Below are 26,327 nucleotides of genomic sequence, written 5' to 3'. Positions count from 1 at the left end.
TCCAATCTCGGACACATTTAGAACACCCCTGAATAGTTATTTCCATGTGACTTTAATTAGGAATGTGGAAAATGCCTGCGCTAACGACAGATACCAATGCCAGCGCCGTCGCGATGGCCTCAGAAATATTGGGTGGGGGGTTTACGATTAACTCCGCAACCTATTCTGGTGATGCGTCGGCTTCGGCAACATATTCTGCCGGGGACACCACAAATCCGGGCGTGCTACCCTCAGATACAGGTGTCATATTCTCGACCGGTAATGTTTCGGGCTTCGCCAATGCAACCGGCGCAAATAATCAGGGAGGTGGAACCAGCACGAACACCAGCGGTACAGATGGCGTAGCAGCATTTGATACGGCCTCAGGCAGCAATACCTTCGATGCGTCCTATATCGAGATCAACTTTACGGCCGACCCCGGGCAAACCACGCTCAACATAGAATTCCGGTTCTACTCCGAGGAATATAACGAGTACGTCTATTCCAATTTCAACGATATTGCCTTGGTGCAAATCGACGGGGTGACGCAGCCGATATCGGTTGGCTCGGGTGAGATATCGGTGAACGGAATTAACAATGCGGGTGTCGTAAACCCGACCAACGGCTCGCAGGCAAATGACCCCAACCCCGGCAACGGTGTGTTCGATAGTGCCAACCCGAACCTGTATATAGACAATACCGCCGGAACCTTCGCGACCGAGATGGACGGGTTCACCGTGACCTTGTCGCTGGATATTCCGGTGACGCCGGGTGTTGCCCAAACCTTGTTGCTTGGTATCGCGGATGTTGGGGATTCTGCTTGGGATAGTGCGATTGTTATCGCCTCCAACAACGTGCCAGACGCCACGGACACCGATCCCGTGGCCTTGGATGACGTCGGCATTGATACATGGGGCGTTAACCCGAAAACAGTTGATGTGCTGGCCAATGACACCGATCCTAACGGGCAGGCGCTGACCATCACTGAAATTAACGGTGTTGCCGTTACCTCGGGCCAGACGGTGACATTGAATACCGGGCAGACGGTGACGTTGAATGCCAACGGCACGATCACATTGGTGAATGTCGGGGGCGCTACGGGGTCCACCTCGTTCAGCTATACAATCTCCGACACCGACGGGAACACTGACAGCGCATTCGTGACGTTTAACGCCGCGCCGATTTGCTTTTGCAAGGGGGCGGTGATTGCCACCCCAAGCGGGCCACGTAGGGTGGAGGCTCTGCGCCCCGGTGATATGGTGCTGACCCGCGATGACGGGCCGCAGCCAATTCGCTGGGCAGGCAGTCGCCAGATGATAGCAACTGCGCAACATGCGCCGGTAGAGTTTGATATTGGTGCGATTGGCAATGACCGCATTTTGCGCGTGTCGCCGCAGCATCGAATGTTGCTGACGGGTCATCTGGCACAGCTATATTTTGGCGATGAAGAGGTGCTGAGTGCCGCGTGTCATCTGGTGAATGGCACCACAGTGCGCCAATTGGCCAAAGGTCCGGTGCAATATTTCCACCTGATGTTTGACCGTCACCAAATCATCACCGCAGATGGCGCGCCCAGTGAAAGCTTTCAACCGGGCGACTACAGCTTGCCCGGACTGCACGATGCGGCGCGTGAAGAGTTGTTTGAGATGTTCCCGCAATTGCGCACCGACCTTGGCAGCTACGGCATGTCTGCGCGTACCAGCGTGCCGGGTTCAATGGCGCATGTCTTGGCGGCCTAATCTGCAATCAACATCCGTGCGGCTATCGCCTGTGTGACTTCAATGTAGCGGTCCTGTGACCACTCACACCCCATGCGCAACTGCTCCCAATTGCGCACAGATAGCAGGGTCCATAAAATGTCGGTAGCCTCTTTTTCCGAGAGGCTGGGGGAGAGTAAATTGTCCATTTGCAGGGCCGATATCGCGGCAGCACAGCCATGGCGAACCGCCTGTGTTCGGTCTTCCCATGCGGCATGCGCCTCGGCGTCATTGTCTTGCATCGCCATCAGAGCGGTGGCGATTCCATATATCTTGGGGATGTAATTCCCCCAAACCTCAATCCATGCGTTCAAGCGATCTGCGCCTGCTTTGGCCGTGCGGCTTGCCACCAGCTTGGCTTCGACATCATAGATTTCATCAAGGTAGTGCGTTGTTGCAACAAGCAATTCTGCCCTGTTTGGAAAGTGTAGATACAGGGCTTGCCGGCTGATTTTTGCAGCCTTGGCGATGTCTGACATGCGCACGGCACTGCCAGAGCCATCCTCCAAGAGGGCCCATGTGGATTTTAAAATTCGGGTGCGGGTGGAAATTTGTTTGCTTGACATGATGTAAAGTTAAAGCTTATTGCAGCGCTGTCAACTTGACGCGGTGTCAAGTTTTGTAAAGCAGTCGAAAGGAGACCTGAGATGAAGGTGATCATATTTGGGGCCACGGGAACCATCGGGGCGCTGGCCGTTAAGAAAATGCTAGAGGATGGCCACAAGGTCACGGCGTTTGCCCGCACCCCAAGCAAGCTGAACTTGCAACACGATATGCTGACATTGCTGCCCGGTGACGCAACAAATGGCGCGGCGGTCACAGACGCCATCAAAGGCCATGACGCGGTGATGATTACGCTTGGTTCGGGCATGTCACGCAGCAGCCTTATCCGCTCAACGGGCACGATGACTGTCATTCAAGGGATGCAGGCCAACGGGGTGGAGCGGCTGATTTGTCAGTCAACGCTGGGGGCACATGAAAGCTGGGGGAATTTGAATTTCTTCTGGAAGCGGATCATGTTTGGCTTGCTCTTACGCACGATCTTCCAAGATCACGAGTTGCAGGAAAACTTGGTACGCGCCAGTGGGCTGAAGTGGACCATTGTGCGCCCCGGTGCCTTCACGGATGGCCCTGCCACATCGGGTTTCAAGGAAGACATCAAGGAAACCGACCGTAATCTGACGCTTAAAATATCGCGGGCGGATGTTGCGGACTTCTTGGCGCGCCAACTGGCAGATCTGCGCTACACGCACCGCGCTGTTGGCATCTCCAACTAAACCTGAGCAAAGGGCTGAGCCAATGGGTAATGCGCATCGACATGTTACGCCATCGCAGTGGTGTTTTTGGTGTCCTCCGGCTTGGTGGCGGAAAAACTGGCCTGCGCAAACAAAAAGGCCACCCGTGAAGGTGGCCCTTTTCGTTTTACCAATTGGAGCGGGCGAAGAGATTCGAACTCTCGACCCTAACCTTGGCAAGGTTATGCTCTACCCCTGAGCTACGCCCGCATCCGTTGGTGAGCCGTGATTTAGCGAGGCCGCGCGGGAGCCGCAAGAGAGAAATTCGACCTGAGCCGAAAAAAGTTGTTACAAGTCGATGCTACCGTCTGAATTTGCCTCTGGCGGGGCGTCCGGGGCAGGGGGCTGTTTGGGTTTGCGCCGGATAAGAATATCGCCATTTGGCAGGATTTCAGGGGCCTCGTAGGCATTCAGGTCCGGCATCATATCGCCAAGCTGCTCCATCAAGGGCAATATGTCCTGTGTTAGCCCCTCCATCAGGTCACGCAGGCTATCGGCCAGCGGTGCCATGTCACCAAAGTTAAAGGGTGGTTTAGGGTCATCCGCCAAGGCGGGGAGCGGGGCAAACGCAAAGGCGCAAACTATGAGCAGCTGTTTCATAACTTGAATATGGGGCTAAAGCCGCAACAATTCAAATTTTACAGGTCAATATCCAAAGTGACCGGAAAGTGGTCGGACGCCATCAGCAAGGCTTCGCGCAATTCAGGCACGTTCCAGCACTCGGGGTCATCAAAGGGGTGCCAAATGTGCCAGCGCGGCGACTTGGCGGCCAGATCATGCGACACCATGATATAATCCAGAAGCGCGTTTAAATACCGCTTCTCGTGGCGCACATAAAAGCGCGAGGTGCTCGGGCGTGCGCCAAATGGCTGGCTGATCACTGCCAGCGCATGTGGGTCGGTCAGGTTTCGGGTCGGGTCGTCGGACTGGCCCAACACGATCTCGACGCCAGAGCGCCCGAACAGTTTCTCGTAGGTGTCCAGACCGGGGCCATCGTTGAAATCCCCCATCACAATAACCGGCTCTTGGGCCGCCAGATGCGCGCCCACGCGGGCATGCAGCCAGATGCATTGCGCCAGTTGCTTGCGCCGGTTGGCGATGGAAATACGCATGGCGTCGGCGTCATTTCGCGCGCCATGCGGGGCTTTGGACTTCAGATGCGCGCCGATCAGCTGTACCGTGGCCCCTGACTTGGTTGTCAGCGCCACTTCTAGGGGTGGCTTGGAGAACACCACCTCGTCCTCGGTCGCGTCAATGTCCAGATCCAAGCGAAAAACCCCATCGAAACGTGGTGCTGCCTTGGTGTCGCGCGGGGCATGAGACGCCGTGACGACATTGGGGTCATACAGCAGCGCGATCTCTTGCTGGGTGGTGTTGTCAAAGCCGATCAGGGCGCGTGACGTGCGCAGTTTGAAATGCTTGGCGAAGTTTTCCAATGCGGCCTCGCCCGAGCGGTTGGGCGAGGTATCCGGTGCCTCGATTATCATCACCACATCGGCGTCCATTGCCTGAAACACCTGCCCCACGGCGTCGGCTTGCATCATCTTGGTGACATTGTAGCGTGACGACCACGTATCGTCCCGGCGCAGTTGGTTGTCATTGCCAAACAGGTAGGTGAACCACTCCACATTGTAGGTCGCAATTCTCATGCAGACCTCACGCGGGCTTGCTATGCTTGGCGGTGATTTCTTCCCATGCAGCATTGATCGCAACAAGGCGCCTTTGCGCCATCTTGACCGCCTCATGTGGCACGCCGCGCGCTGCCATCACATCGGGATGAGTTTCGCGGACCAACTGGTGCCAGCGTTTGCGAATATCGCTCAGCGCCATATCAGGCGACGCATCAAGCACCGCATAGGGGTCAGGCGTTGCATCAGGGACAAAACGCGAGCGCAGGCAGCGGAATTCCTGCTCGGTAATGCGGAAGATGCGGGCCACATCATGCAAGAACTCGTCTTCTTGCGGATGGTAGCTGCCATCGGCCATGGCGATATGAAACAGCCCCTCGATCAAGTCGCGCAAGGTGTCGTGATTGCCCTCAAACATATCGGCAATTTTGCGGGCATAATCATCAAATCCGGCCACATCTTGGCGCGCAAGGTTGAACAGCTTGGCCGCGCTGGCTTCTTCCTCGGGGGGGATGGTGAAAATTTCGCGGAAGGCAGCAACCTCGTCTCGGGTGACGCGGCCATCGGCTTTGGCCATCTTTGCCCCAAGTGCGATAACGGCAATGGTGAAGCCCACGCGCCGCTCTGGCGGGGTGCGCAGATGCGAAAACACCGCCGACAGGCTTTCGCCTGCGGCCAGCGCAGTAAGCGCGTCGGTTATGCGTGTCCATACTGACATGCAAGGTAGATTAAACTATTCAGTTCAGCGTGCCAGAGGAATTTCGCTGTGATCACAAGGTCGCGAGGTCTGGGCCGATTGCCGCTCATGTCAGTTCTCGTGGGCCCTGTGTGGTGTCGAAACTGGCGGTTAGGCTGGCGGTTGCGTTAACTTCGAACATAATGGTGTCACGGGGCAATAGCGGCGCAAATGTTTGGGCGATGTCTTCGGCCTCGGGGTGGCGCAAGATCACGGACCGCAACCGGGTATTTTGGTCGGGCAGCAACGGGGCAGGGTGCAGCCCGCCATGCCACTGGATCAGCGCAGGCCCCCAACCGCCCCACGGCAAAACACCATCATCAGGCACGGCCATAGACCAGCGAAAATCGCCGCGCTGCAATGCTATGGGCTTGCCGAACCCGCCGAACCTGTCGGGCAATAGTGCAAGCGTTGCCTCAAGGTCGTCGGTGGCGAGTATCCAATTGGTCAGGCGCGCAGGCCCTTTGAAATTATCGAGGTCAAACCAACGCGGGCGATTTGGTGGCGTGGCGTTCGGGTTTGTCGCAATGACCTCAAAATAGACCTGCGGCCCAAGTGATAGCAGGTGGTTATGGGTGGCCATTTGCGGATGCTCGCCGCGCGTCGGCAGCTTCACGCCAAGCACGTCCTCTACATGGGCACGTCCCGCATCGAGGGTCTCGGCGGCAAGGGCTAGGTGGTCTAATCTGAGATGTGTCATGGCGCGATGATAGGCGTGCGAGCCAAGGCTTGCCAAGGGGGGCTGGGCAGGTGACAAAGCCTGTATGGATGACTTAACCCAATTGAAAGTCGCGGCGCGCAAAGTCGCGTTCATGCGTCGCAAAGCTGCCAAATCACCGGACCGAGATGCCTTGGCCGTGACGCATTTGTTGCAGGCCGTGTTGCCCCATAAAGGGCGCGCGTTGGCGGGCTATATGGCGATCCGCACCGAGGTGGACCCGCTGCCGGTGATGGCTGCGATGGCCGCGTGGGGGCCGGTCTGTGTGCCCGTCATAAAGGCCGCTGGCCAGCCGCTGGAGTTTCACCGGTGGGAGCCGGGCTGCGATATGGTCGAGGGTGCGTTCGGGGCTTATGTGCCGGCCAAACCCGAGGTCATTGTACCGCAGGTTTTGATCGTGCCGCTGGTGGCGTTTGACCGCGATGGCGGGCGCTTGGGCTATGGCGGTGGCTTCTATGACCGCACGCTGGAAGGGCTGCGCGCGCGCGGCGAAGTCGTGGCGCTGGGCTATGCATTTGCGGCGCAAGAGGCCGAAGACTTGCCGCTGGAGGCCACAGACCAGCCGCTAGATGCCATTATTACTGACGAGGGCGTGTTGCGCATGGGGGCCAATCGGCCTAGGTCTCGGCCATGAAAATTTTGTTTCTCGGAGATGTCATGGGTCGCGCCGGGCGCGCCGCCGTGACCGAGCGCCTTCCTCAGTTGCGCAAGGACTGGGCGTTGGATTTTGTCGTGGTCAACGGCGAGAATGCCAGTTCCGGCATGGGGCTGACCGGCGCACATGCCAAAGGGTTGCTAGAGGCGGGCGCGGATTGTGTGACGCTGGGCGATCATGCGTTTGATCAGCGCGACATGCTGCAATTCATTGAGGCCGAGCCACGCGTGATCCGCCCGATCAACTTTGCCAAAGGCGCGCCGGGTCGCGGGTTTGGGGTGTTTGATGCAGGGCGTGGGCGCAAGATCCTGGTCACACAAGTGCTGGGCCAAGTGTTTATGAAGCGGGCTTATGATGACCCGTTTGGCCTGCTGGAGCAGGTGTTGAAAAAGCACATACGCGGCGGTGCGGTGCAGGCGTCTGTGGTGGATATCCACTGCGAGGCCACGTCTGAGAAAATGGCCATGGGCCACTGGTGCGACGGGCGCGCCAGCGTTTGTGTCGGCACCCATACCCATGTGCCGACGGCGGACGCGGTGATCATGCCGCAGGGCTGCGCTTACCTGTCGGATGCGGGGATGTGCGGCGATTATAATTCCGTCATTGGTATGGAAAAAGCCGAGCCGATGCGCCGCTTTGTGACGGGTATGGTCAAGGGGCGCTTTACCCCCGCAATGGAGGAGGCGACCCTGTCGGGCCTCTATGTCGAGACCGATGACCGCACCGGTGCCGCCACCCGTATCGAGATGGTGCGCCAAGGTGGGCGACTTTCTCAAGCGGGACCTGCATGAACGAAAAGGCCGGGTTGTTTGGCGCGCTGATCGTCATGGGCGCGGGCTGGGGGATGACCCAGCCTCTGGCTAAGCTGGCCGTTGAAGGTGGGCATCGCCAGTTCGGGCTGATATTTTGGCAAGTTGTGATTTCAGCCGCGGTTTTGGGCGTGCTTTGTCTGCTGCGTGGCAAGCCGATGCGCTTAGAGCGCGCGCAGCTTTGGGCCAGCCTCGTGGTGGCGTTGCTTGGCACGGTGTTGCCGGGGGCGGGGTCTTTTGCGGCGCTGGTCTATTTGCCCTCGGGGCTGACCTCTATTTTGCTGTCTTTGGTGCCGATGTTGGCCTTCCCTGTGGCGGTTATCCTTGGCAATGAGAAGTTCGCATGGTCACGTTTGGCAGGGCTGGCAATTGGCCTATCAGGCGTGTTGTTGATCGTGTTGCCCGAGGCCAGCCTGCCGGACCGCGCTATGGTCGTCTATATTCCACTGGCGCTGATCTCGCCGCTTTTCTACGCGCTTGAGGGCAATTACGTCGCCCGCTGGGGAACCGCCGGGTTAGACCCGTTGCAATTGCTGTTTGTGGCCAGCGTGATAGCTGCGCTGATCTCGGGGCCAATGGCCTTGTGGCAAGGACAGTTCATTGATCCGCGCGGCCCCTATGGCATCCCTGAAATAGCCCTGATTGCTTCGGCTATTATCCATGCTGGTGTCTATTCGGCCTATGTGTGGCTGGTGGTGCGCGCGGGGCCGGTTTTTGCGGTGCAAGTTAGCTATCTTGTGACCGCATTTGGCGTGGTTTGGGCCATGTGGCTGCTGGGGGAGCGCTATTCGCTTTGGGTTTGGGCCGCTTTTGCTATACTTCTAGTCGGGCTGGTGCTGGTGCAACCCCGCGCGCCCGCCGAGCCGGAAATAATGGAGACCTGATGGAGCTTCTTGACCTGTCCCAAAATACGCGTGCCATTCTGGCTTTGCTGGTCGTGGCGGGGATGTTCGTCATGTTTGTGCGCGAGACCTACCCCACAGAGGTCGTGGCTATAACCGGCGCGTCCGTGCTGCTGGCCACGGGCGTTTTGCCCTATGAGGCGGCGCTGTCGGTGCTGTCCAATCCGGCCCCTTGGACGATTGCGGCGATGTTCATCATCATGGGCGCACTGGTGCGGACCGGCGCGCTGGATTGGTTCACACGGATCGCTGACCGTAAGGCGGCGACGCATCCCACGCTGGCCTTGGCGGGCATGTTTGCATTCGTGGTGATCTCTTCGGCTATCGTGTCGAATACGCCGGTGGTTGTGGTGATGATCCCGGTCTTCGTACAGCTGGCGCGCACTTTGGGTATATCGGCCTCTAAGCTATTGATACCGCTATCTTATGCGGCCATATTAGGCGGCACTTTGACGTTGATCGGGACCTCTACCAACTTGCTGGTGGACGGGGTGGCACGCGCCAATGGGATGGAGGCGTTTTCGATTTTTGAGGTCACCCCATTGGGCATCGTGCTTGTGGTTTGGGGCATGATCTATTTGCGCTTTATCGCGCCGCGCCTGCTGCCCGAGCGCGACAGTATGGCGACGCTGTTGTCTGACCGCTCCAAGATGAAATTCTTCACCGAGGCCGCCATTCCGCCTGACAGCAACCTGATCGGGCGCGAGGTTCTGGACGTGCAATTGTTCAAACGCGAAGGCGTGCGACTGGTTGATGTTGTCCGTGGTGACCAGTCCCTGCGGCGCAACCTCAAAGCCGTGGTTTTGCAAACCGGCGACCGTGTGGTTCTGCGCACGGAGATGACCGAACTGCTGTCCTTGCAGCGCAACAAAGAGCTGAAGCGCGTGGATCAGTTGTCCGCCGTTGAGACCTCTACCGTTGAGGTTCTGATTACCCCGGGCTGCAAAATGTCGGGGCGCTCGCTTGGCGCAATGCGCCTGCGTCGGCGCTACGGGGTGTACCCGCTGGCGGTGCATCGCCGGAACCAAAATATCGGACGGCAGTTGGACGATTTGGTCGTCCGGGTCGGGGATACTTTGCTACTCGAAGGCGCGCAGGAGGATATCTCCCGACTGGCGTCAGACATGAATTTACTCGACGTCTCGCACCCGTCCTCGCGGGCTTTTCGCCGCGCCCATGCCCCCATTGCCATTGTGGCGCTGCTGGCGCTGGTTGGCTTGGCGGGCCTAGGCGTCGCACCCATATTCTTGCTGTCCATCTTGGCGGTGGCTGTGGTGCTGTTGACCCGCTGCATTGACGCGGACGAGGCGTTTTCCCATGTGGATGGCCGCCTGCTGGCGCTGATCTTTTCCATGCTGGCGATTGGGGCTGCACTGGAGGCCTCTGGCGCAGTAACTTTGATCGTCGAGGCGCTGGCTCCGTGGATGATGGGCCTGCCGCCGTTCTTTGTCGTTTGGGGCATTTATCTGCTGACCTCGGTACTGACGGAACTGGTGTCAAACAACGCTGTGGCAGTGGTTGTGACGCCGATTGCCATCGGGCTGGCCACGGCCATGGGGATCGACGCACGGCCCTTGGTGGTGGCGGTTATGGTGGCGGCCTCGGCCAGCTTTGCCACGCCGATAGGGTATCAGACCAACATGCTGGTCTACGGCCCCGGCGGTTATCGTTTCACCGATTTCCTGCGCGCAGGCATTCCGCTGAACTTATCCATTGGCCTGCTGGCCTCGGTGATGATCCCGTTGATTTGGCCGCTATAGCTGGGCTGTTTTTCGCCACCACGGTGCTTTGGGGGATTCCCTGCCCGCACAACGCAGTGTAGGGTGTGGATAGTATATCTCGCGGAGGCATCCATGCGCACCACAACTTGTAGTCTTATTGCTGTTATGACGTTCTCAGTTTCGGGCTGTGAATTCCTGCAAGATGTCTTCTTTGATCGCAGTCGCGCTTTTGAAGTGCCCGTTGCCCTACCAGAACGCCAAACCCGCCCCGTGTTGGTGGCCCTAGAGGCTGGCGCGGTGTTGGTGGCGATGGATGACACGGTGCAATGTTTGGGCAGCGCAGGGGCCGCAGGGGCCGCCAATGGCTGGACTGGTACGCTGTCCGAGTGCCCCTATACCTACACCTACGAGGTGGAGCTGGCAGCCGGAACATTGCCCGGGCGCGTTGTCTTGCAAGAAGTGCTGGGCAACAGCTTGTTGCCCGACGAGCAAGAGGTGCCGTTCCGCCCGTTGGCTGTCGTGACAATTACCGACCAACTGGGGCAGGCTTACCGCTTCGAGAGCAGCGCAGGGTTCTAGGCGCCTTACAGCGGCCAGAACACCAAAATAGCCGGAATTGACACGGCAACCACCAGTATTTCCAGTGGCAATCCCATACGCCAGTAATCGCCGAAACTGTAGCCACCCGGCCCAAGGATCAGCGTGTTGTTCTTATGCCCAATCGGCGTCAGGAATGCACAAGATGCAGCCACTGCAACAGCCATCAGGAACGGGTCAGGGTCCACCCCCATGGTTTGCGCCATGGTGATGCCCACAGGGGCTGCAACAATGGCGGTGGCGGTGTTGTTGAGCACATCCGAGAGGGTCATCGTCACCACCATCAGCACGGTCAAAACCGCCCACGCTGGCATACCTTGGGTCAAGTTCACCAAGGCACCCGCGATTAGCTCGGTGCCGCCCGATGCCTCCAGCGCTGCACCCAGCGGGATCATCGACCCCAGCAGCACAATCACCGGCCACTCAATGTGGGTGTATAGCTCCGAGAGTGGGATGATGCGTGTCAGCACAAATGTCACCACGACAATACCCAAGGCGACCGGAAGATAGATCAACCCGATAGAGGCGGCGATAACCGCAGCGGCGAATAACCCAATGGCCAACCACACTTTCTTGTCTTCGGTCACAGCCAAGCCACGCGCGGCCAAGGGCAGGCAGCCCAACCATTCGGTGATGTCATTGGCACTGTCTTGCGGCACCAGAACCAGCAAAATGTCACCGGCTTGAACAACCGTTTTACGCACCTGCTTTTTGATCGCTTTGCCTTGGCGCGAAATCCCCATCAGCACCGAGCGCTGCCGCCATGCCAGCCCGACCGATTGCGCGGTTTTACCATTGATGCGGCTTTGCTCGGTCACAACGACCTCGATCACTTTCAGCCCTTCACTTTCAGCGTGCAGATGCTCTTCGCGCTTGGCGTCGGCAAAATCCAGTGACAGGGCTGCGCGCAGCTCGTCTAGCGCATCCGGCGTGGCCTCCAGTACCAGCGCGTCACCCGCTTGCAGTTTGGTGTTTTGTGCGGTGCCGTAGCGGCGTTTGCCGTCGCGCACCAGACCAAGGATTGCAACGTCGGCTTTCTCCGCTTCTTCCAGCAACTCGCGCAGGCGCTTGCCGATATGCTTGGATTTTTCCGGCACGGTCAGTTCTGCGATATAGTCGGCGTAATCATCCATCGGGTTGCCCGAGCGCCCGTCGTCGTCGCCTTGCGGGATAAACCGCCAGCCGATTAAGGCCACGAATAAAAGTCCCGCAATCGCGGTGACGCCGCCCACCGGAGCAAAGTCGAACATCTTGAACGGCTCGCCCAGCATATCCTCGCGGATTGACGCGATAATGATGTTGGGCGGCGTGCCAATCAGCGTTGCCATGCCGCCAAGGATGGTGGCGAATGACAGCGGCATCAGGGACAACCCTGGCGCGCGGCCAGCCTTGCGCGCGGTCTGAATGTCAACTGGCATCAGCAGGGCTAAAGCCGCGACATTGTTCATAAAAGCGGATAAAATGCCGCCAATTGCGCCCATCAGCGCGATATGTGCGCCAAGCGAGCGGGTGCTGTCGACCAAGGTGCGCGTAATCAAGAAAACCGCCCCCGATCGCACCAATCCGGCTGAGACGACTAAGACCAGCGCCACCACCAGCGTGGCGGGGTGTCCGAACCCCTCAAAGGCGTGTTTGGGGTCCACGACCCCCAGCACCACGCCTGCCAATAGGGCCGAGAAGGCGACGACATCATAGCGGAAACGGCCCCATAAAAACATGGCAAAGACGCAACCGAAAAGCGAAAATAGGATGATTTGTTCTTGTGTCATGCCCCTGTTTAACGCGCTTTTAGGGGGGCAGGAAGCGGGGAAAAATCGTCTGCATCTTGCACAGGGCCAAACGCTTGCCTAAAAGCAGTCTTAACATCGTATTTAAGGGGAGAAACCCATGGCCGGCCACTCAAAATGGGCAAACATCCAGCATCGCAAAGGGCGCCAAGATAAATTGCGCTCCAAACTGTTCTCCAAGCTTGCCAAGGAGATCACCGTGGCGGCTAAGATGGGCGATCCGGACCCCGACAAAAACCCGCGCCTGCGTATGGCGGTGAAAGAGGCCAAATCGGTCTCGGTACCCAAGGATGTGATCGAGCGCGCGATCAAGAAATCCCAAGCGGGCGACGGCGAGAACTACGATGAAATTCGCTACGAAGGCTATGGGCCGGGTGGCGTTGCCGTGATTGTCGAGACAATGACCGACAACAAAAACCGGACCGCCTCGACCGTGCGCTCCACGTTTACCAAGAACGGCGGTAATCTGGGCGAAACCGGCTCCGTGGGCTTCATGTTCGACCGCAAGGGGCAGGTTGTCTATCCGGCTTCTGTGGGCGACGCCGATACAGTAATGATGGCCGCACTTGAAGCGGGTGCCGACGATGTTGACAGCAGCGAGGAAGACCACGTTATCCTCTGCGCGGATACGGATTTAAACACTGTATCCAGCGCTTTAGAGGCCGAGTTGGGCGAAAGTTCCTCAACTAAACTGATCTGGCAGCCGACTATTTCTACCGAGTTGGACCTTGAAGGCATGACCAAGCTGATGAAGCTGATTGATGCCTTGGAGGACGACGACGACGTGCAAAACGTCACCGCTAATTTCGAGGCCAGCGACGAGGTTATGGAGCAGCTCTGACCTAACGGGCGCGCGTTCTGCGTGATTTGACCTAACAGGCGCGCGTTCCGCGCGACATGATTTTTTATTTGGAGGGCGTGGCTACTGGCCGCGCCCTTTTGTTATTGGGGCATTGCTTTGCGCGTTAGCCTTGGATCAAAACCGACCGTGCGGCATCAATAACTGACCGAGTTAACGCGCGCAGTGGGGCGGCAGTCAGTCGGGAGATTTGCCAATATAGTGGCACGTCTAACGGCGCGTTTTGACCAAGGGTTTGGAGCTTGCCCGAAGCGAATTCTTCGCGGCACAGAATTTCGGGGTTCATGCCCCACCCCATCCCAAGGCAGGCCGCGGCTACGAAACCCTGAGACGTGGCAAGGTGATGCGTCGGCAAGTTGATGGCGCGACCTGTTATGGCCTTTGCCCAGTCGTTTTGCAGGCGATCCTTGGGGTTGAACGTCAGGGCAGAGGCTTTGGATAAGGCCTCGGCTGTTGGCCCGTTTGGCATGTGGCGGGCGATGTAATCGGGCGAGGCGGTGGCGTAGTAGCGCAGCGATCCGAGCGCGTAGCTGTCACAGCCTTGCACCGGGCCGGGGTGGCCTGTGACCGCCGCCGCAACCTCGCCCGCGCGCAGCCAGTCGGCGCTGTGATCTTGGTCGTCGATGATCAAATCATATAAGAACCCGTCTTGTGCCGCCAAGGCCGGTAGCAGCCAGACTGCAAGGCTGTCGGCATTGGCGGCGATGCGCAGGGGCGTGGCATTTGGAGCCGTGCCGACAGTCTCTCGAATAGACTTTTCCATCAGGCGCACTTGATCGGTATGGGCTGCCAATCGCGCACCCATGGGGGTGGCTGTGCAGGGTTGGCCGCGTTTGACCAGCACGGCCCCGACGCGCTCCTCCAGCAGTTTTATCCGCTGGGAGATTGCGGATTGGGTTACCCCTAGCTGGGCGCTGGCGATATCAAAGCTGCCGGTCCTGAGCACGTAACTCAAGGCGTCGAGTTGGCTGTAATCATACATTAGCATTCCTAATGTTACTTAAGTTTAATTAGCTATCTTGACCATGACAGTCTCGATAGATCTCTCCAAGCACTGTTTTTTCCATGGAGACCCACCATGCAGATTTTCCTCGCGGGATTTGCCCTGAGTTTTTCCCTAATTCTAGCCATCGGCGCGCAAAACGCCTTTGTTCTAAGGCAGGGTTTGCGGCGCGAGCATGTGGTGCTTTGTGTGGTGATTTGCGCCTGCTCGGACGCCATCCTGATTGCCTTTGGTGTCACCAGTTTTGGCGTTTTGAACGCCCAGATGCCATGGCTGGGGCCCGTGATGCGCTATGGTGGCGCGTTATTTTTGTTGATCTATGGCATGATTTCCTTCCGGTCTGCCCTGACCAGTACGCAGGCGCTGGATGTCGAGGGGCAGGCGCGCTCTGACTGGCGCAAAGTGGCCGCGACCTTGCTGGCGATCACTTGGCTGAATCCGCATGTTTACCTTGATACGGTCATCTTGCTTGGCTCCATCGCGGCGCAATACGGTGCGCAACGAAGCCTGTTCGGGGCGGGGGCTATCCTTGGCTCGTTTGTGTTTTTCATCCTGCTGGGGTTTGGCGCGCGCCTGCTGGCCCCGCTGTTTGCACGCCCCAAAGCATGGCGTTGGTTGGACGGGCTTGTGGGGGCAACGATGTGGCTCATTGCCCTGAGCTTGATCCTCAACGGTTAGAGCTTGCACCCATGTGCGGGGCAGGGTCATGTGGCGCATGGCGCAATCACAAAACAGGCCCGTCGCGGGCGTCGGTTGGATGCTGGTGACGGGGTTAATGTTCGTGGCCGTCACCGCGATCGTTAAATATGTAGGCTCCGAGTTGCCAGCGGCGCAGGCGGCTTTCTTGCGCTATGTTTTGGGACTGGTTTTCTTGATCCCGATGCTTGGCCCAATACGGCGCGCCAACCTAACATTGCGTGACTTGAAGCTGTTTGGTCTCCGAGGGGTGGTGCACACCTTGGGCGTGGTGTTGTGGTTTTATGCCATGACCCAAATCTCCATCGCGGAAGTCACTGCCATGAACTACCTCTCCCCTGTTTACGTCACAATCGGGGCGGCATTTTTCCTTGGTGAGAAGCTGGCATTCCGTCGCATCATCGCGGTTGCAATGGCCCTGCTGGGTGCCATGGTGATCCTGCGTCCGGGCTTTCGCGAATTATCGCCGGGACATTTTGCAATGTTGATTACGGCTGTGATGTTTGCAGGCTCTTACCTGTCTGCCAAAGTCATGGCCGATAAAGTCAGCCCGGCCGTGGTGGTTGGTATGTTGTCGATCACGGTGACCATCGGGCTGGCCCCTTTGGCGGCAATGGTTTGGGTCACGCCGACGCTGCCCCAACTGGCATGGATGTTCCTGCTGGCGTGTTTCGCCACGGCGGGCCACTACTCGATGACGCTGGCCTTCCAAGCCGCCCCGGTGACCGTGACGCAGCCGGTCACATTTTTGCAATTGGTTTGGGCGATGGCTTTGGGGGCTTTGGTCTTTGACGAGGCAATCGACGGCTGGGTCGTTTTGGGTGGCTGCATCATCCTAGCCTCGGTCAGCTTTATTACCTGGCGCGAGGCGGTTGTTATGAAGCAGAAAGAATTGTTAAAATTGGAAGGCACCATAATTGACGAGGGCCTGAACCGCTGAGCGTTTACTGTGCCCAAATGATCCTTTCGGTAATCCTCCCATTTTCAACGGGATCCGCTCGTAGAATTACGCGGCTGGTTTCAGCCGCTTGATCCGCAGGTTCAACTCCAGTGCGCAGTAAATTCGGTAGACCCGCTTATGGTTCCAGACAAAACCGTTCACATTCCGCAAATACAAAAAGCACAGACCAAAGCCCCGTGTGCGGCGGTTACTGGTCAGCCTCACAAGCCATTCAGCGATTTCCGCATTCTCATCGCTCAACTTGCGCTCATAGCGATAGCAGGTCTCACCGATCTGAAAGGCCCCGCAGGCCAGCGCAACGCTGATGCCTTGGATAGCCTGCGCGTCGCTGTATCGCTTGTTCTTCATCAGAATCCCCTCAAATATCATGCCGAGAAAATTCTACGCGTGAACACCACTAATTCTTGGGGGGATTAGCATATCACACCCGAAAAGATGACAGGCGAAGAAGTCGTTGCCATCGTCACTGATCCATTGTGAACCTGTCACGCAACAATGAGGGTGCCTTGGGGGCAGTTCAGCATCGGGGTGGTTTTTTATTGATTGACGAGTCAATAAAAAACCGTCACGGCTAATCTCATGCCAAAGCTAGGAATGGAACCGATCCGCCGCGAGGCGCTTGTGAATGCCACGATTGCTGAAATCGGGGCCGCGGGCTCGCTTGATGTCACCGTCAGCGCCATCTCAAAACGCGCGGGCATGTCATCGGGGCTGGCGCATCATTACTTTGGCAATAAAGACCAGATTTTTCTTGCCGCCATGCGTTATATCCTGTCCGGTTTTGCCCAAGAAGTCCGCAGCCGCCTGAGCCGCGCCACTACCGCGCATGACCGCCTTTCTGCACTGATTGAGGCCAGCTTTGCCCAATCTTGCTTTGATCCAGACGTTATCAGCGCATGGTTAAATTTCTATGTCCAAGCCCATAGCAGCCCCGAGGCGATGCGCCTTTTGCGCCTGTACCAACGCCGCCTGCGCTTGAATTTGATCCACGCATTGCGCCCGATCTCCACTGAGCCAGAAGCCCTAGCAGATGCCATCGCGGCCCTCATCGACGGGCTCTATATCCGTGCGGCCCTAGGCGCACCCGGCGATCATGATCCGGCCGCAACAATCCTGCATTTCACCGCACCCCATCTGGAGAAAAAACCATGACTCAACCCAATTTTGTGATTTTTATGGTCGACCAGTTGAACGGTACTCTGTTCCCTGACGGCCCCGCCGATTGGCTGCATGCCCCGAACCTCAAAAAGTTGGCCGCGCGCTCCACCCGGTTCAAAAACGCCTATACCGCATCGCCACTTTGCGCCCCCGCGCGCGCCTCGTTTATGTCAGGCCAATTGCCCTCGCGCACACGCGTCTATGACAACGCGGCCGAGTTCAGCAGCGCCATTCCAACCTTCGCGCATCACTTGCGCCGCGCGGGCTACCAAACCTGTTTGTCGGGCAAAATGCACTTCGTTGGCCCGGATCAGTTGCACGGGTTCGAGGAGCGCCTGACCACCGATATCTACCCCGCCGATTTCGGCTGGACGCCAGACTACCGCAAACCCGGCGAGCGCATTGAATGGTGGTATCACAACATGGGCTCGGTCACCGGCGCAGGCATCGCAGAAATCTCCAACCAGATGGAATATGACGACGAGGTCGCCTACCACGCGATCCGCAAAATCTATGACCTGTCGCGCGGCAAAGATGCGCGCCCTTGGTGCCTCGTGGCCAGCTTTACCCACCCGCATGACCCCTATGTTGCACGCAAAAAATACTGGGACCTCTATGAGGATTGCGAACACTTGATGCCCGAAATTGGCCCTATCCCCTACGAGGATCAAGACGCCCATTCCAAACGCATCCTCGACGCCAATGATCGCGATAATTTCAACATCACCGATGATCATATCCGCACCGCGCGTCGTGCTTACTTTGCCAATATCAGCTACCTAGACGATAAGCTGGGCGAGGTGATGGCGGCGCTAGAGGCCACCCGCCAAGACGCCACAATCTTGTTCGTCTCGGACCATGGCGACATGCTGGGAGAGCGCGGCCTGTGGTTCAAAATGAGCTTCCTTGAAGGCTCCTCGCGTGTGCCTCTTATGGTCGCCTCGCCAGATATGGCACCGGGCCTCGTCACCGATCCAGTCTCCAATATCGACGTCTGCCCAACCCTGTGCGATCTGGCGGGTGTGGACATGTCTGAAGTCATGCCCTGGACCGATGGCCAATCACTCGCCCCCCTCGGCAAAGGCCAATCGCGCGACGCCCCCGTCGCCATGGAATACGCGGCCGAGGCCAGCTACGCCCCACTGGTATCGCTGCGCTATGGCAAGTGGAAATTCAACCGCTGCGCATTAGACCCCGACCAACTCTTCGACCTCGACGCGGACCCGCACGAGCTAACAAACCTCGCCACAAACCCCACCCACACAGCCACGCTCACCTCCCTACAAGCCAAGGCCGATGCGCGTTGGGATCTGGACCGCTTTGACGCCGATATCCGCCACTCCCAAGCCGGTCGCTGGGTCGTCTACGAGGCCCTGCGCCAAGGCGGCTACTACCCTTGGGATTACCAACCGTTGCAAAAAGCGTCCGAGCGCTACATGCGCAATCACATGGACCTCAACACACTCGAGGAAAGCCAACGCTTCCCCAGAGGCGAATAAGCCTATCAATGTTCCACAAATATCCCCGCCGGAGGCATAAAATCATGCAAAACGCACAACCAACAGCTAGCCATTTCATCAATGGTAAATACGTCGAAGACACATCCGGCGCACCGATCGAATGCATCTATCCTGCCACAGGAAAGGTCATCGCAACCCTGCACGAGGCCACGCCAGACATCATCAACCAAGCCCTCGATGCCGCCAAATCAGGCCAGAAAATCTGGGCCGCCATGACCGGGACCGAGCGGGGCCGCGTGCTGCGCCGTGCCGCTGATATCATCCGCGACCGCAACCGTGAATTGTCGGAACTCGAAACCTTAGACACCGGAAAACCCCTGCAAGAAACCCTTGTCGCAGACGCCACATCAGGCGCCGATGCACTAGAATATTTCGGCGGTCTCGCGGCCACACTCACAGGCGAACATATCCAACTTGGCCAAGATTGGGTCTACACAATCCGCGAAGCTCTGGGCGTTTGCGTCGGCATCGGCGCATGGAACTACCCCACACAAATTGCCTGCTGGAAGGCTGCCCCTGCGCTGGCTTGCGGCAACTCCATGGTGTTCAAACCCTCGGAAACCACCCCGCTTTGCGCCCTCAAAGTCGCAGAAATCTTGCACGAGGCAGGCCTGCCTGCGGGCGTCTATAACGTGGTGCAAGGGCGCGGCGCAGTGGGTGCATCTTTGGTCACAGATGCGCGCGTCGATAAGGTCTCGCTCACTGGCTCGGTGCCAACCGGCAAAAAGGTCTATGCCGCCGCTGCCGCAGGCATGAAACACGTCACGATGGAGCTCGGCGGCAAATCCCCGATGATCGTTTTCGATGATGCCAATATCGAGGACGCCGTCTCTGGCGCGATCCTTGGTAACTTCTATTCCTCTGGCCAAGTCTGCTCGAACGGCACGCGGGTTTTCGTTCAAAAAGGCATCAAACAAGCCTTCCTGACCCGCTTGCAAGAACGCTTGCAAGGCGTGGTTATGGGTGATCCAATGGATGAGGCCACAAACTTTGGCCCCATGGTCACCGCCAACCAACTGGAGATTGTGCAGGGCTATATCGCCAAAGGCATAGCCGAGGGCGCAACGCTCACAGCAGGCGGAAAGCGTGCCAAACTAGATGGCTACTTCCTTGAACCCACAGTGTTTTCCAACGTCACCGACGATATGACCATCGCGCGCGAAGAGATTTTTGGCCCCGTCATGTCGGTGCTCGATTTCGATACCGAGCAAGAAGTTCTAGCGCGCGCCAATGACACCGAGTTTGGCCTCGCGGCTGGCGTTTTCACCCAAGACATCACCCGCGCACACCGCGTTGTGGCGGGCTTTGAGGCGGGAACCTGCTACATCAACACCTACAACCTCGCCCCGGTTGAGGCCCCGTTTGGGGGCTCCAAAGCATCCGGCGTTGGGCGCGAAAACTCGAAAGAAGCAATTAATTACTACTCCCAAATGAAAACCGTCTACGTCGCTATGACCCCGGTCGAGGCGCAGTTCTAATGCAAGCAGAATATGTCATCATCGGCGCAGGATCTGCGGGCTGCGCCATGGCCTACCGCCTTGCCGAGGCCGGTAAATCCGTGATCATAATCGAGCATGGCGGCACCGATTGGGGCCCGTTCATCCAGATGCCCGGCGCGCTTAGCTACCCGATGAATATGTCGCGCTATGATTGGGGCTATCACTCCGCCCCGGAGCCGCATTTAGACAACCGCGAACTGGTCACACCGCGCGGCAAAGTCGTGGGCGGATCGTCCTCGATCAACGGCATGGTCTATGTGCGCGGTCACGCGTGCGATTTCGACCATTGGGCAGAGCAGGGGGCCGATGGCTGGTCCTATGCCGACGTGCTACCCTACTATAAACGCATGGAAAACTGGTCCTCGGGCGGGCGCGGCGGCGATGCATCTTGGCGCGGTAAATCCGGCCCGCTCAGCGTCACCCGCGGCCCCGGCAAAAACCCCCTGACCAAAGCCTTCGTCAAGGCCGGCGTGCAGGCCGGCTACCAAGCCACACCCGACTATAACGGCCAACAACAAGAGGGCCTCGGCCCCTTCGATGCCACCATCAAAAATGGCCGCCGCTGGTCCGCCGCCAACGCCTATCTGCGCCCCGCACTCAAGCGCGACAATTGCACATTGGTGCAGGCTTTGGCACAAAAAATCATCCTCAAAGATGGCCGCGCCACTGGTGTAGAAGTTATCCGCAACGGCAAAACTGAAATCATCACCGCCACCTGCGAGACCATCCTCGCAGCTTCGTCCATTAACTCTCCCAAACTGCTTATGTTGTCGGGAATTGGCCCCGCAGCCCACCTCAAAGAGCACGGCATCGAGGTCATCGCAGACCGCCCCGGCGTCGGCCAAAACCTGCAAGATCACCTCGAATTATACCTGCAAATGGCCGCCTCCAAACCGGTCAGCCTGTACCGCTATTGGAACATCCCCGGCAAAGGCTGGATCGGCATGCAATGGCTCGCAGCCAAGCTGGGCCTAGGCGCCTCAAACCAGTTCGAATCGGGCGGCTTCATCCGCTCCAAGGCGGGCGTGCGCTACCCCGATATCCAATTCCACTTCCTGCCCATCGCGGTGCGCTATGACGGCCAAGCCGCCGCCGAAGGCCACGGCTACCAAGCCCATGTAGGCCCCATGCGTTCCAAATCTCGCGGCCAAGTTACGCTAATATCCAGCGATCCCGCAGACGACCCAAAGATCGAATTTAATTACATGTCTCACCCCGATGATTGGACGGATTTTCGCACCTGCATTCGCCTGACCCGCGAAATTTTCGGCCAAGACGCGTTCAAAGAATTTTCCAAACATGAAATCCAGCCCGGCGCTGATGTGCAATCCGACGACCAGCTCGATGCCTTCATCCGCGAGCACGCCGAAAGCGCCTTTCACCCCTGCGGCACCGCCCGAATGGGGCGCGCGAATGATGCAATGGCCGTGGTTGATCCCGAATGTCGCGTCATCGGCGTCGAGGGGCTGCGCCTCGCTGACAGTTCCATCTTCCCGCGCATCACCAACGGCAATTTGAACGCACCGTCCATCATGGTTGGCGAGAAAGCCGCCGATCATATCCTTGGGGTGGACCCGCTGCCAGCGGATAATTCAGAGCCATGGCTGCACCCAAACTGGCGCACCGAGCAGCGCTAAAGAGAGCCACTAACATAATCGTGGCCAGCATATCGGTTGGGTAGGCCTATATCATCCATGCGGCCAATAAATTCGGCCCAAACCTGGCCGGGTCTCAAAATATTATCCATAATATCAAAGGCTTGACGCGTAGATATGGTGCCGACGGATAAAGCGTAACGATAGAAAATGCAGTGACACGCGCATTGTAAGTGCAATGCACATGGGTTGCGCGGGTCTTGCAGCCTCCATCGCATCCTTAAACTGCATGAAATCTTGCTCACGCGGGGCGGCAAAATCTACCGGAATATATGTATGCTTTATGCCATGCGCATACGCAGTTCAGTGGCGCGCGCTCACCCGGACAGCCCAATCGACCGTTAGAAACCCCGCGCGAAGACGCCGATCTAACGAATTCATAGGACCATGTTGTTCCCAGTCTGGTTTTTCACGATGATAGCCATTCTGGCCTTATTTACAGGGCCAAAATCCGAAGTGGTAACCAGAAGCGCAAACATGGTCCTGAGTTCCATGTTCTCCCGAAAGTTCCCACTTCTATTTTTAGCTCTCAACGACCCTTTTAAACCCGCCTGACCGCCACAATCGGGCGACCGACACCTCTTTCCGCACTTTGACGCATGATGATCTTCCCTGCGCGACTAATGCACCAACCCTGCACTGGCTTTGCCAGGCCTTTCCCATGGTTTCGGGCATTCTTGTTGCCTTTTCGTCAAGAACCATCTCTGAGTTCCCACCTAGTTCAACGTATTTTTCTGTTGATCTTCAATGTGCTGACCCCGTTAAGTTCCCGCATACGTTTTGCCTCAAAGGTAGCCCCCTACAAGATGAAGGCCGCGTTTGCGCGATAGCGTTGCGTGACCAGCATACCGACGGTATCGCGGTAGAAGGCGATGGAGCGGTCAAGGTCCGAGACCTGAAGGTGGACGTGGCCCAGAGTTGGTGCGGTTTGTGTGCGCAAAAATAGAATGTCCCCGACCACGGGGAGGGCCGGAGACAAAAGGGGTATTACGCGCCTCGCAAATGGGACTAGTACGAAGAGCGTCACGACCTTTATAGTCTGGGGTATGCGGTTTCTGTGTCAGCTACGTGACAGGCATTAGCGCACCAGCCCAACGATATCGTAGGTTTTGGCCAAGATGGGCGCGGTGATTTCGCGAGCACGTTCCGCCCCGCGACGCAGGATTTTGTCGATCTCGGCGGTGTCTTGCATCAGGCGCGCCATCTCGGTCGAGATGGGCGACAGCTTGGAGACGGCCAGCTCTGCCAGCATCGGTTTGAACTCCGAGAACTGTTTGCCACCGACATCCGCCAGAACCTGCGCCGAGCTTTGATCGGACAGCGCGGCGTAGATGTTGACCAGATTGCGCGCCTCTGGGCGGCCATCGAGGCCATCCAGCTCTGACGGCAGTGCATCAGGATCGGTGCGCGCCTTGCGGATTTTGGCGGCGATGGCGTCGGCATCATCGGTCATGTTGATGCGCGACATATCGGAAGGGTCGGACTTTGACATCTTCTTGGAGCCATCGCGCAGGGACATAACGCGGGTGGCTGCGCCCTCGATCACCGGTTCGGTGATGGGGAAGAAGTCGGTCTTATAGTCATGGTTGAACTTGGTCGCGATGTCGCGGGTCAGCTCTACATGTTGCTTTTGGTCCTCGCCCACGGGCACATGTGTGGCGTGGTAGATCAAGATATCCGCCGCCATCAAAGCAGGGTAGGCGAACAGGCCCACGGAGGAATTTTCGCGGTTTTTGCCGGCCTTGTCTTTGAACTGGGTCATGCGGCCCAACCAGCCCATGCGCGCCACGGTGTTGAAAATCCATGCCAGTTGCGCGTGCTCGGGGACTTGCGATTGGTTGAACAAGATTGATTGTTCCGGGTCGATGCCTGAGGCGATGAAGCCTGCGCATAGCTCGCGGGTGTTGCGCGCCAGCGTGGCGGGGTCTTGCCAGACGGTGATCGCGTGTAGGTCCACCATGCAATAGATCGTCTCGAACGATGTATCGGCTTGCATGTCCACGAAGCGTTTGATCGCCCCGAGGTAGTTGCCAAGGGTCAGGCCGCCGGAGGGCTGGATGCCTGAAAACACGCGCGGTTGGAAGGCGGTGTTGGTCATGGTGGTATCTCCATCTGGATTATTGCGTCCCAGTGGATTACCCATGGGCCAACAAGAGGTCAACCAGAGCAAAACTATGTTTCATGAGAATGCCGACGAGCCGCCGTTTAACCCTTTGCCGCCCGTGGTGGTGGCCTTGGCCTTGATATTGGCCGGGGTCGAGATAATTTTCCAAGCTGGCAGCAGCGGGTTTGTGGGCGGACCGCAGGCGATAGGCTGGCGGCTGGTGGCGTTGCAGGATTATGCGTTTTTCGGGCCGATCTGGGACCAGATGCTGGCCAAAAGCTATTTCCCAAGCGAGCATATGATCCGTTTTGTGACCTACCCGTTTTTGCACGGCAGTTTCACCCATGCGGCTTTTGCCGTGGTGATCATTTTGGCGATTGGCAAGGTGGTGGGAGAGGTGTTCTCGGCGCTGTCGTTCATTGCGATCTTTATGATGGCGTCGATTGTTGGGGCGCTGATATATGCGCTGGTGACTGACGCTCAAGCACCGTTGTTTGGGGCCTATCCCGGCGCCTACGGGTTGATCGGGGCGTTTACGTTTTTGCGCTGGGTGAATCTGGCCGCCGTTGGCGCGGAATCGTTGCGGGCGTTTACGTTGATCGGGTTCTTGATGCTGTTTCAACTGGTCTTCGGGCTGATTTTTGGCGGCGGGTTGGACTGGATCGCGGACCTGTCGGGGTTCTTCGCGGGGTTTGGTTTGTCGTTCCTGGTCAGCCCCGGTGGCTGGGGCCGCGTGCTGGACAAGATGCGCCAGCGTTAACGGCGTAGGTTGCTTCTCAAATCAGCTGGTGTGAATGCGCCGAATAGGCGGCCTGCGACGGCGTAGAACATCCCGCCCGAGATTAGCAAAATTGCCAGTGCAAGGTAGCGCCATGCGCCCATTTCGAATAGCGGCGCTAGCAACATATGCGCGCCATAAAGGAACGCGCCCATCACTGCGGAGGCCGCGATGATGCGTGGCGTGCGGGTGCGAAAGCGTGCGTCAAACGTGGCGGCTTGGCCGAAATCGCGCGAATAGCGCCACAGCAGCCATGCCATACCCCAAGCAGCAAGGGAGGTGGCCAGTGCGGCGGCCAGATAGCCCATCCACGCCCACAGACCGACGGCAACAACGAGGTTGATGACCATGGAAACCAGCGCGAAGTAGAACGGGCGCTTGGTGTCTTCACGCGCAAAATACAGCGGTTGGAAGATCTTTTGCAGCACAAATGCAGGCAGGCCCATACCGTAGATGGCCACGGCCAATGCGGTGGCGGCGGTGTCCTCGGGGGTGAAACGGCCACGCTCGAACAACACGGAAATCATCGGGGCGGGGATCACCATCAAAGCCACGGCGCAAGGCACGGTCAGCGCCAAAGCGATCTCGCAGGCGCGGCTGATGGCGTCTTGGCCGCCTGCCTCGTCGCCGGCTTGCAAGCGGCGCGACAATTCGGGCAGTAGCACCACGCCGATGGCGATGGCGACAACGCCCAGCGGCAATTGGTACAACCTGTCAGCATAGTTAACCCACGCGATTGCGCCCTCGGTCCAGCTGGCGACATTGCGCCCGACCAGCAGGTTTATCTGCACCACGCCCCCCGCCAAGGCCGCGGGGCCTGCGATGATGGCAAGGCGTTTGAGGTCGGGTGTTAAGCGCGGCAGGCGCGGGATCAGGCGGTAGCCCGCGCGTGATGCGGCCCACCACACCAGCGCCAATTGCGCGATGCCAGCAACAGGCACAGCCCATGCTAAGGCTAGCCCGATATCGCCGCCCATCGCCCAAGTGGCGACCAGTGCGGCGATGAAAATGATGTTGAGCAATACGGGTGCGGCAGCGGCGGCGACAAAGCGCCCCGTTGAGTTGAGCACGCCGGATAATAATGCAGCCAGCGAGATGAATAGGATATAGGGGAAGGCGATGCGGCCAAATATGGTGGCGAGTTCCAAGCGCTCATCGGCGGCAAATCCTGAGGCCATGAGCAGCACCAAAGCAGGCATGAACACTTGTGCAATTAATGTGAAGACGATCAGGATCGTGGCCAACCCGGTGAAGGCGTCACGCGCGAAAGTTAGCGGATCATCATCGGCTTCGACCTTTTTGGAGAACATCGGCACGAAGGCCATATTGAACGCGCCCTCGGCAAAGAAGCGGCGAAACATATTGGGCAGGGAGAAGGCGATCAAGAACGCCTCGGCCACGGGGCCTGCGCCAAGGAAGCCCGCGATCAGCACATCGCGCACGAAGCCAAGGATGCGCGACATGAGCGTCCACGAGCCAACAGTGGCAAAGCCACGCATCAGTTTATTTG

Annotated in this window: 25 protein-coding genes, 1 tRNA gene and 1 pseudogene; 15 read left to right on the top strand and 12 right to left on the bottom strand. The window is 58.1% G+C overall.

Annotated elements, in window-relative coordinates; all coding sequences use genetic code 11:
• The first annotated feature begins 71 nt into the window (after positions 1 to 71).
• Positions 72 to 1,718: a Hint domain-containing protein gene (locus AC3Y7R_RS07355; protein ID WP_490041375.1), complete on the top strand. Its 1,647-nt coding sequence runs from the start codon at positions 72 to 74 to the stop codon at positions 1,716 to 1,718.
• Here the strand turns inward: AC3Y7R_RS07355 and AC3Y7R_RS07350 are convergent.
• The gene (locus AC3Y7R_RS07350; RefSeq protein WP_490041374.1) at positions 1,715 to 2,302 is read right to left on the bottom strand and encodes a TetR/AcrR family transcriptional regulator; all 588 of its coding nucleotides are present in this window, start codon (positions 2,300 to 2,302) and stop codon (positions 1,715 to 1,717) included. The two genes, AC3Y7R_RS07355 and AC3Y7R_RS07350, sit on opposite strands and share 4 nt — an antisense overlap.
• An 81-nt stretch (positions 2,303 to 2,383) precedes the next feature.
• On the opposite strand from AC3Y7R_RS07350, the gene AC3Y7R_RS07345 reads away from it, so the two are divergent.
• Complete coding sequence (locus tag AC3Y7R_RS07345; RefSeq protein ID WP_490041373.1) at positions 2,384 to 3,013, top strand: NAD(P)-dependent oxidoreductase; 630 nt, start codon at positions 2,384 to 2,386, stop codon at positions 3,011 to 3,013.
• Positions 3,014 to 3,166: 153 nt separating this feature from the next.
• Here AC3Y7R_RS07345 and AC3Y7R_RS07340 read toward each other — a convergent pair.
• From AC3Y7R_RS07340 to AC3Y7R_RS07320, 5 genes are all read right to left on the bottom strand, one after another.
• A tRNA-Gly gene (locus AC3Y7R_RS07340) sits at positions 3,167 to 3,241 on the bottom strand.
• 78 nt (positions 3,242 to 3,319) lie between these two features.
• Complete coding sequence (locus AC3Y7R_RS07335) at positions 3,320 to 3,631, bottom strand: hypothetical protein (RefSeq protein WP_490041372.1); 312 nt, start codon at positions 3,629 to 3,631, stop codon at positions 3,320 to 3,322.
• A 38-nt stretch (positions 3,632 to 3,669) separates the two neighbouring features.
• Positions 3,670 to 4,680, bottom strand: coding sequence for an endonuclease/exonuclease/phosphatase family protein (locus tag AC3Y7R_RS07330; RefSeq protein WP_490041371.1), 1,011 nt, complete (start codon positions 4,678 to 4,680; stop codon positions 3,670 to 3,672).
• Between the two features lie 7 nt (positions 4,681 to 4,687).
• Complete coding sequence (locus AC3Y7R_RS07325) at positions 4,688 to 5,377, bottom strand: TerB family tellurite resistance protein (RefSeq protein ID WP_490041370.1); 690 nt, start codon at positions 5,375 to 5,377, stop codon at positions 4,688 to 4,690.
• An 85-nt stretch (positions 5,378 to 5,462) separates the two neighbouring features.
• Entirely contained in the window at positions 5,463 to 6,095 is a 633-nt protein-coding gene (locus AC3Y7R_RS07320; protein WP_490041369.1) for a VOC family protein, read from the bottom strand.
• A gap of 64 nt (positions 6,096 to 6,159) precedes the next feature.
• Between AC3Y7R_RS07320 and AC3Y7R_RS07315 the strand changes: the two genes are divergently transcribed.
• From AC3Y7R_RS07315 to AC3Y7R_RS07295, 5 genes are all read left to right on the top strand, one after another.
• Positions 6,160 to 6,747, top strand: a complete 588-nt coding sequence (locus AC3Y7R_RS07315) for a 5-formyltetrahydrofolate cyclo-ligase (protein ID WP_490041368.1) — start codon at positions 6,160 to 6,162, stop codon at positions 6,745 to 6,747.
• On the top strand, positions 6,744 to 7,559 hold the full coding sequence (locus tag AC3Y7R_RS07310) for a TIGR00282 family metallophosphoesterase (RefSeq protein ID WP_490041367.1): 816 nt from the start codon (positions 6,744 to 6,746) through the stop codon (positions 7,557 to 7,559). Before AC3Y7R_RS07315 ends, AC3Y7R_RS07310 begins: the two co-directional genes overlap by 4 nt.
• A complete protein-coding gene (locus AC3Y7R_RS07305; protein ID WP_490041366.1) occupies positions 7,556 to 8,461 on the top strand; it encodes a DMT family transporter in 906 nt (301 codons plus the stop codon). Before AC3Y7R_RS07310 ends, AC3Y7R_RS07305 begins: the two co-directional genes overlap by 4 nt.
• Entirely contained in the window at positions 8,461 to 10,239 is a 1,779-nt protein-coding gene (locus AC3Y7R_RS07300; protein WP_490041365.1) for an SLC13 family permease, read from the top strand. Before AC3Y7R_RS07305 ends, AC3Y7R_RS07300 begins: the two co-directional genes overlap by 1 nt.
• A gap of 93 nt (positions 10,240 to 10,332) precedes the next feature.
• Positions 10,333 to 10,779, top strand: a complete 447-nt coding sequence (locus AC3Y7R_RS07295; RefSeq protein WP_490041364.1) for a hypothetical protein — start codon at positions 10,333 to 10,335, stop codon at positions 10,777 to 10,779.
• Positions 10,780 to 10,784: 5 nt separating this feature from the next.
• Here AC3Y7R_RS07295 and AC3Y7R_RS07290 read toward each other — a convergent pair whose 3' ends face one another.
• Positions 10,785 to 12,566, bottom strand: coding sequence for an SLC13 family permease (locus AC3Y7R_RS07290; RefSeq protein WP_490041363.1), 1,782 nt, complete (start codon positions 12,564 to 12,566; stop codon positions 10,785 to 10,787).
• Positions 12,567 to 12,684: 118 nt separating this feature from the next.
• Here AC3Y7R_RS07290 and AC3Y7R_RS07285 point away from each other — a divergent pair, with 118 nt between their 5' ends.
• Positions 12,685 to 13,425, top strand: a complete 741-nt coding sequence (locus AC3Y7R_RS07285) for a YebC/PmpR family DNA-binding transcriptional regulator (protein WP_490041362.1) — start codon at positions 12,685 to 12,687, stop codon at positions 13,423 to 13,425.
• A gap of 124 nt (positions 13,426 to 13,549) precedes the next feature.
• Here AC3Y7R_RS07285 and AC3Y7R_RS07280 read toward each other — a convergent pair whose 3' ends face one another.
• Complete coding sequence (locus tag AC3Y7R_RS07280; protein ID WP_490041361.1) at positions 13,550 to 14,425, bottom strand: LysR family transcriptional regulator ArgP; 876 nt, start codon at positions 14,423 to 14,425, stop codon at positions 13,550 to 13,552.
• Positions 14,426 to 14,521: 96 nt separating this feature from the next.
• Here AC3Y7R_RS07280 and AC3Y7R_RS07275 point away from each other — a divergent pair, with 96 nt between their 5' ends.
• Both AC3Y7R_RS07275 and AC3Y7R_RS07270 read left to right on the top strand, forming a co-directional pair.
• A complete protein-coding gene (locus AC3Y7R_RS07275; RefSeq protein ID WP_490041360.1) occupies positions 14,522 to 15,124 on the top strand; it encodes a LysE/ArgO family amino acid transporter in 603 nt (200 codons plus the stop codon).
• 37 nt (positions 15,125 to 15,161) lie between these two features.
• A complete protein-coding gene (locus tag AC3Y7R_RS07270; RefSeq protein WP_490041359.1) occupies positions 15,162 to 16,082 on the top strand; it encodes a DMT family transporter in 921 nt (306 codons plus the stop codon).
• A gap of 78 nt (positions 16,083 to 16,160) precedes the next feature.
• Here AC3Y7R_RS07270 and AC3Y7R_RS07265 read toward each other — a convergent pair.
• Positions 16,161 to 16,421 (bottom strand): annotated as a pseudogene (locus tag AC3Y7R_RS07265) (IS3 family transposase); the annotation flags it as partial.
• Between the two features lie 261 nt (positions 16,422 to 16,682).
• Here AC3Y7R_RS07265 and betI point away from each other — a divergent pair.
• From betI to betA, 4 genes are read left to right on the top strand one after another with little or no spacing between them, the layout of a single operon-like run.
• Complete coding sequence (gene betI, locus AC3Y7R_RS07260; RefSeq protein WP_490041358.1) at positions 16,683 to 17,255, top strand: choline-binding transcriptional repressor BetI; 573 nt, start codon at positions 16,683 to 16,685, stop codon at positions 17,253 to 17,255.
• The gene (betC, locus tag AC3Y7R_RS07255) at positions 17,252 to 18,760 is read left to right on the top strand and encodes a choline-sulfatase (RefSeq protein ID WP_490041357.1); all 1,509 of its coding nucleotides are present in this window, start codon (positions 17,252 to 17,254) and stop codon (positions 18,758 to 18,760) included. Before betI ends, betC begins: the two co-directional genes overlap by 4 nt.
• A 41-nt stretch (positions 18,761 to 18,801) precedes the next feature.
• Complete coding sequence (gene betB, locus AC3Y7R_RS07250) at positions 18,802 to 20,259, top strand: betaine-aldehyde dehydrogenase (protein ID WP_490041415.1); 1,458 nt, start codon at positions 18,802 to 18,804, stop codon at positions 20,257 to 20,259.
• Positions 20,259 to 21,917: a choline dehydrogenase gene (gene betA / locus AC3Y7R_RS07245; RefSeq protein ID WP_490041356.1), complete on the top strand. Its 1,659-nt coding sequence runs from the start codon at positions 20,259 to 20,261 to the stop codon at positions 21,915 to 21,917. Before betB ends, betA begins: the two co-directional genes overlap by 1 nt.
• An 817-nt stretch (positions 21,918 to 22,734) precedes the next feature.
• On the opposite strand, the gene AC3Y7R_RS07240 is transcribed toward betA, so the two are convergent.
• Both AC3Y7R_RS07240 and trpS read right to left on the bottom strand, forming a co-directional pair.
• Positions 22,735 to 22,914 carry a VOC family protein gene (locus AC3Y7R_RS07240; protein ID WP_490041355.1) on the bottom strand — a complete coding sequence of 60 codons (180 nt, stop codon included), beginning with the start codon at positions 22,912 to 22,914 and terminating at the stop codon, positions 22,735 to 22,737.
• Positions 22,915 to 23,013: 99 nt separating this feature from the next.
• Positions 23,014 to 24,033 (bottom strand): tryptophan--tRNA ligase, encoded by a 1,020-nt coding sequence (trpS, locus tag AC3Y7R_RS07235; RefSeq protein ID WP_490041354.1) that lies wholly within the window; start codon positions 24,031 to 24,033, stop codon positions 23,014 to 23,016.
• Between the two features lie 76 nt (positions 24,034 to 24,109).
• Here trpS and AC3Y7R_RS07230 point away from each other — a divergent pair, with 76 nt between their 5' ends.
• Complete coding sequence (locus tag AC3Y7R_RS07230; protein WP_490041353.1) at positions 24,110 to 24,799, top strand: rhomboid family intramembrane serine protease; 690 nt, start codon at positions 24,110 to 24,112, stop codon at positions 24,797 to 24,799.
• On the opposite strand, the gene murJ is transcribed toward AC3Y7R_RS07230, so the two are convergent.
• Positions 24,796 to 26,316, bottom strand: coding sequence for a murein biosynthesis integral membrane protein MurJ (murJ, locus tag AC3Y7R_RS07225; RefSeq protein WP_490041414.1), 1,521 nt, complete (start codon positions 26,314 to 26,316; stop codon positions 24,796 to 24,798). The genes AC3Y7R_RS07230 and murJ overlap by 4 nt on opposite strands.
• Between the last annotated feature and the right edge of the window lie 11 nt (positions 26,317 to 26,327).

The organism is Litoreibacter sp. (genome assembly GCF_058136045.1).
The sequence above is the reverse complement of the archived record's forward strand: the minus strand, read 5'-3'. Positions and strand labels throughout refer to the sequence as shown.

Excerpts from the sequence above, each read along its gene's own strand:
- AC3Y7R_RS07350 (WP_490041374.1), bottom strand. The coding sequence starts at position 2,302 with ATGTCAAGCAAACAAATTTCCACCCGCACCCGAATTTTAAAATCCACA.
- AC3Y7R_RS07305 (WP_490041366.1), top strand. The coding sequence starts at position 7,556 with ATGAACGAAAAGGCCGGGTTGTTTGGCGCGCTGATCGTCATGGGCGCG.
- AC3Y7R_RS07310 (WP_490041367.1), top strand. The coding sequence starts at position 6,744 with ATGAAAATTTTGTTTCTCGGAGATGTCATGGGTCGCGCCGGGCGCGCC.
- AC3Y7R_RS07345 (WP_490041373.1), top strand. The coding sequence starts at position 2,384 with ATGAAGGTGATCATATTTGGGGCCACGGGAACCATCGGGGCGCTGGCC.
- AC3Y7R_RS07230 (WP_490041353.1), top strand. The coding sequence starts at position 24,110 with ATGTTTCATGAGAATGCCGACGAGCCGCCGTTTAACCCTTTGCCGCCC.
- AC3Y7R_RS07330 (WP_490041371.1), bottom strand. The coding sequence starts at position 4,680 with ATGAGAATTGCGACCTACAATGTGGAGTGGTTCACCTACCTGTTTGGC.
- AC3Y7R_RS07300 (WP_490041365.1), top strand. The coding sequence starts at position 8,461 with ATGGAGCTTCTTGACCTGTCCCAAAATACGCGTGCCATTCTGGCTTTG.
- AC3Y7R_RS07335 (WP_490041372.1), bottom strand. The coding sequence starts at position 3,631 with ATGAAACAGCTGCTCATAGTTTGCGCCTTTGCGTTTGCCCCGCTCCCC.
- murJ (WP_490041414.1), bottom strand. The coding sequence starts at position 26,316 with ATGCGTGGCTTTGCCACTGTTGGCTCGTGGACGCTCATGTCGCGCATC.
- AC3Y7R_RS07275 (WP_490041360.1), top strand. The coding sequence starts at position 14,522 with ATGCAGATTTTCCTCGCGGGATTTGCCCTGAGTTTTTCCCTAATTCTA.
- trpS (WP_490041354.1), bottom strand. The coding sequence starts at position 24,033 with ATGACCAACACCGCCTTCCAACCGCGCGTGTTTTCAGGCATCCAGCCC.
- AC3Y7R_RS07320 (WP_490041369.1), bottom strand. The coding sequence starts at position 6,095 with ATGACACATCTCAGATTAGACCACCTAGCCCTTGCCGCCGAGACCCTC.
- AC3Y7R_RS07290 (WP_490041363.1), bottom strand. The coding sequence starts at position 12,566 with ATGACACAAGAACAAATCATCCTATTTTCGCTTTTCGGTTGCGTCTTT.
- AC3Y7R_RS07295 (WP_490041364.1), top strand. The coding sequence starts at position 10,333 with ATGCGCACCACAACTTGTAGTCTTATTGCTGTTATGACGTTCTCAGTT.
- betC (WP_490041357.1), top strand. The coding sequence starts at position 17,252 with ATGACTCAACCCAATTTTGTGATTTTTATGGTCGACCAGTTGAACGGT.
- AC3Y7R_RS07355 (WP_490041375.1), top strand. The coding sequence starts at position 72 with ATGCCTGCGCTAACGACAGATACCAATGCCAGCGCCGTCGCGATGGCC.
- betI (WP_490041358.1), top strand. The coding sequence starts at position 16,683 with ATGCCAAAGCTAGGAATGGAACCGATCCGCCGCGAGGCGCTTGTGAAT.
- AC3Y7R_RS07325 (WP_490041370.1), bottom strand. The coding sequence starts at position 5,377 with ATGTCAGTATGGACACGCATAACCGACGCGCTTACTGCGCTGGCCGCA.
- AC3Y7R_RS07270 (WP_490041359.1), top strand. The coding sequence starts at position 15,162 with ATGGCGCAATCACAAAACAGGCCCGTCGCGGGCGTCGGTTGGATGCTG.
- AC3Y7R_RS07285 (WP_490041362.1), top strand. The coding sequence starts at position 12,685 with ATGGCCGGCCACTCAAAATGGGCAAACATCCAGCATCGCAAAGGGCGC.
- AC3Y7R_RS07280 (WP_490041361.1), bottom strand. The coding sequence starts at position 14,425 with ATGTATGATTACAGCCAACTCGACGCCTTGAGTTACGTGCTCAGGACC.
- betA (WP_490041356.1), top strand. The coding sequence starts at position 20,259 with ATGCAAGCAGAATATGTCATCATCGGCGCAGGATCTGCGGGCTGCGCC.
- AC3Y7R_RS07315 (WP_490041368.1), top strand. The coding sequence starts at position 6,160 with ATGGATGACTTAACCCAATTGAAAGTCGCGGCGCGCAAAGTCGCGTTC.